The sequence below is a fragment of the Candidatus Nanopelagicales bacterium genome (assembly GCA_018003655.1).
GTDB lineage: Bacteria > Actinomycetota > Actinomycetes > S36-B12 > UBA10799 > JAGNDY01.
On the sequence record JAGNDY010000136.1, the window covers coordinates 1 to 3913 of the forward strand.

The following is a 3913-nucleotide window of genomic DNA, read 5'->3' on the forward strand; positions in this document are numbered from 1 at the left end:
CACCGCTCCAAGGTGGTGGCTGACCTTGCATGGCAGATGCGCGACTGCGACCCGGCCGGTGTGCGGGCCTACCTCGAAGCGTTGCCACGTGAGGAGCTACTGCGGACAGCGATGGTGGCGCTGGCGGGGATACCCGTTGACCGGCGGCGCGAGGACATTTTCGCGTGGGTCACCGAACTGCCGATGGCGGTGTCGGCGTGAGGTACCCCGTCGAGTCGCCCTACGCCTTCGAGGTCGAAGAGGCAAGGGACGCAGCACGATTCGCTACCGGCCCGTGTGCGCCCAATGCGCACGACTGGGCGAGTAACCATCGCGGCGGCGGGATCTGCCTGAATTGCGGCGAGACGGTATCGGCGGCAGACCTGTGAGCCTTCCCGAGCGCATCCCGGCGCGCACCGAGGTACCTACCGAGGATGGCCTGTTCACGGTCGAAGAGAACACCTATCACCGGGACCGGGGCAGCCTGTCGTGCAGCGGCGCTAAGCTGCTGCTGCCGCCGAGTTGTCCGGCCAAGTTCCGGCAGCGGATGGACAACCCGCCAGAGCCCAAGCCGCACTTCGACTTCGGCAGCGTCGTCCACACCCTCACTCTCGGCGCTGGATCTGACTACGCCGTGCTGGAGCCGGCGATCCACGGGCTCAAGAGGGACGGCACCATTGCCGACAGCCCGACCGCCACGACCGCATGGAAAGCCGCCGACGCAGACGCCCGCGCGCTGGGCAAGATTCCGATCCATGTCGATGACTTCACCAAGGCCAGGGCGATGGCCGATGCGGTGCGCAATCATCCCGAAGCCGGCGAGTTGTTCAAGCGCGGCCACGCCGAGAAGTCGATGTACTGGACCGAGCCACAGTCGGGCATTCGCCTTCGGGGCCGGGCCGACTGGCTGACGCTCATCGGCGATCGGCTGACATGTGTCGATCTCAAGACGAGCGTGACAGCCAACCCGACCGAGTTGGTGCGCCCGTTCTGGAAGTTCGGATACCACCTCCAGGCCGCGTGGTACCGGCGGCTGCTCATTGAGACCGGCGTATCCAGCGATCCCGACTTCGTGTTCGTGGCCGTCGAGAAGGAGCCGCCGTATCTCGTCTCGGTCATCCGCTACGACGACGAGGCGCTGGCCGAGGGGGACCGGCTCAACCGGGCCGCGATCGACACCTATGCGCGCTGCATGGAGACGGGCATCTGGCCGAGCTACGTCGATGAAGCGGTCGAGATCGGCCTGCCGCCATACGCATTCGATGACGAGGAACTGGAGCTGAAGCTGTGAAGATCACTGCCGAGCCACGCTCGGATCAATGGAACGCCGACGACTTCATTGGTGGCCCGCGGACATTCACAATCGCGGGCGTCAAGGTCGGGACCGCCGAGCAGAAGTACGACATCGAGCTCGTCGAGGGCGAGGGCCGGTCCTGGCGCCCACCGTTGACGATGCTGCGGCTACTCATCGCGGCCTGGGGCGACGAGGCTGCTCAATGGACCGGCCGCCGGGTGACGCTGTACCGCGATGAATCGGTCCGCTTTGGATCGGATGCCGTTGGCGGGATTCGCATCTCGCACCTGAGCGACCTCCCCGGCGGCAAGCCGCTGACCGTCAAGCTCACGGCTACCAGGGGTAGGCGGGCGAGTCACACCGTCGACCCATTGCCCGACGCCCCGGCCGCGATCTCCGACGACGAAGTGAACGAGTACGAGAACCAGATCGCCTTGGTCGAAACGCTCGACGACCTCAAGGCGCTCTATGAACAGCTCAAGTCGGTCGAACTCGGAAGCCATCGCGCGTCACTGATGGCCGCGGTGACCGCGCGTAAGGCCGAGATCGAGAACGCCGGCGCCGATCAACCCACCCTCGACGCCCAACCCGCCGAATAACCAACCGCCCGAAAGGAACACATCATGTCGCTCGACCTCGATCGCATCACCCACCCGCTACGCCTGGCGCAAGGATCGCACCAGCCCGGCAGCGGCAAGGGGTGTGCCATGAACGTCATCAGCTACATCAACGGTGACGCGAAGATCACCGACTACCCCGAGTGCTCGGCGCAACCGCTGGCTCGAATGGTCCAGTCGCTCAACGACGAACTGGCCGGCGTTGACGGGTTCCTCTCGCCCGAGAACTCCATCATCGTGCTGGATCTCGGCTGGCTCACCGTCGGCACTGCGGACACTCCACGCGAGATTGTCTGGCGCTGGCTGGCCGACCTACTGGTGCATCCCGAGATGGGCATCGTCACCAAGGTCCGGCGGGTGGATGTCCACGACGCGGCGATTCACATAGCCCGGCGGGTGGATGTCCACGACGCGGCGATTCACATAGCCGAGCTGTACATGCGGGAATCGCGCGGCGAACGGGTCACCGTTACCGAGTGGCGAGCGGCCCGAGATCAGGCCCAGAAGGCAAAGAGCGCTGCCGCTGCCTATGCCTATGCCTATGCCGCTGCCGCTGCCTATGCCTATGCCGCTGCCGCTGCCTATGCCTATGCCGATGCCGATGCCGCTGCCTATGCCGAGGCCGCTGCCGCTGCCGCTGCCTATGCCGCTGCCGCTGCCTATGCCGATGCCTATGCCGATGCCGATGCCCGAATCAGCTTCACCCGCTGGGCTATTGAGCACTGGCGGGAACTGGCCGGGCTGGACACCGGTCCTGACATCGACGTGACCGCCGTCGACAACGCTCTCGCGCGGATCGAGGGCTGACCCATGGGAATCGATACCACGCAGGCACACGACCACCCGTCCACGAATGCGCTCGACGCCATCCCCGACGACCTGCTCGACCTGCCCACTCCGCCGGCCTACCTCGCGTTCGGCACCACACCCAGCGGCATGGAGGCGCCACCGGAGATCGACGAGGTGGGGATCTACGTCATCCGCGCCCGGTGTGTTGGTGCGTCGACCAGTGAGCGCACTGACGGCGAGCTGCGCCACGGTCGAAAGCTCCAGATCCAGTGGTGCATCAAACAGGGTCAGCCCGAGCCGCCCGACGCCGAGCAGGAGCAGCCGGGGTTGTTCGACGAGGACGAGGACCGGGAGTCCGACGCCGAGCAGGAGGGTGCTGACGCCGAGGTTGATCGGCCCGAGTTCTCTGGGGTGACCGAATGATCCGCGTCGACATCAAGCCGCGCCAGGACGATCGATACGACATCTACGTATCCGACGACAACGGCAACGCGCTGCTGAACAGCAACCAGGGTTACGAGAACGTCGAGGACGCCGAGAAGGTGGCGCGGCGGCTGTTCGGGCCCGTGGTGCTCACCGGCGCCGTGCAGACCGTCGCGCTGCGGGTGGAGTACCGCAGCGGTAAGACGAAGACCGAGCAGCTGCGGTGAGCGGCATCGACCGCCCGACCCCGCGGATGCAGGTCGTGGATCATGGTGTCGAGCAAGGCATCTCGTGGGTCACCTGTCGAGCACCGCTCTATGGCGCGGTTAACGGCTACGTCAAGATCCCCGAGGGGCACCACTGGCACGGCTTGGACTACGACTCCTTCGGTGTCGATGTTCACGGCGGGCTCACCTACGGCGGCGGCCCGAGCGGCTGGGTGGGTTTCGACTGCCTACACAGCGGCGACGTCTGGCCCGAAGGACCAAGTTGGGACCGAGGTAAACCGTGGTCGAAGAACTGGACCGCCGAGCTGGTCGCCGAGGAAACACGCCGGCTCGCACGCAACATCGCCGCCGGTCACGTCGAGCCGACGCAGCTCGATTGGCTCGCCCAGGCGGCCGCCGAACTGTCCGGTGCCGCTGCGCATGTCGCTGACGACGAGTGGCCGGTGGGTGAGGTGCAGGGCACCCCTCCTCGACCTCCAGTGGCACCACCTGGCGAACAGCTACCCCCTCACGCTGATCTGCCAACGCTGCGGGCGGGCGTTCGAGACCGACACCATTCGCGCGCTGTGTGGGGCGTGCCAGAG

Annotated in this window: 7 protein-coding genes; all 7 read left to right on the plus strand. The window is 66.2% G+C overall.

All coding sequences use genetic code 11. The features are described from left to right. A partial coding sequence (locus tag KAZ48_11230) for a hypothetical protein (GenBank protein ID MBP7973361.1) occupies positions 1 to 201 on the plus strand: 201 nt, incomplete at its 5' end. Positions 202 to 364: 163 nt separating this feature from the next. Beyond that, positions 365 to 1270: a PD-(D/E)XK nuclease-like domain-containing protein gene (locus KAZ48_11235; protein ID MBP7973362.1), complete on the plus strand. Its 906-nt coding sequence runs from the start codon at positions 365 to 367 to the stop codon at positions 1268 to 1270. After that, a complete protein-coding gene (locus KAZ48_11240) occupies positions 1267 to 1872 on the plus strand; it encodes a hypothetical protein (protein MBP7973363.1) in 606 nt (201 codons plus the stop codon). Before KAZ48_11235 ends, KAZ48_11240 begins: the two co-directional genes overlap by 4 nt. Before the next feature lie 24 nt (positions 1873 to 1896). Then, complete coding sequence (locus KAZ48_11245; protein ID MBP7973364.1) at positions 1897 to 2697, plus strand: hypothetical protein; 801 nt, start codon at positions 1897 to 1899, stop codon at positions 2695 to 2697. A 3-nt stretch (positions 2698 to 2700) separates the two neighbouring features. Beyond that, positions 2701 to 3102, plus strand: a complete 402-nt coding sequence (locus KAZ48_11250; GenBank protein ID MBP7973365.1) for a hypothetical protein — start codon at positions 2701 to 2703, stop codon at positions 3100 to 3102. Beyond that, positions 3099 to 3329: a hypothetical protein gene (locus KAZ48_11255; GenBank protein MBP7973366.1), complete on the plus strand. Its 231-nt coding sequence runs from the start codon at positions 3099 to 3101 to the stop codon at positions 3327 to 3329. The genes KAZ48_11250 and KAZ48_11255 overlap by 4 nt, the downstream gene beginning before the upstream one ends. Further along, positions 3326 to 3913: hypothetical protein (locus KAZ48_11260; GenBank protein ID MBP7973367.1), on the plus strand; the 588-nt coding region annotated here is incomplete at its 3' end. The genes KAZ48_11255 and KAZ48_11260, both read left to right, overlap by 4 nt.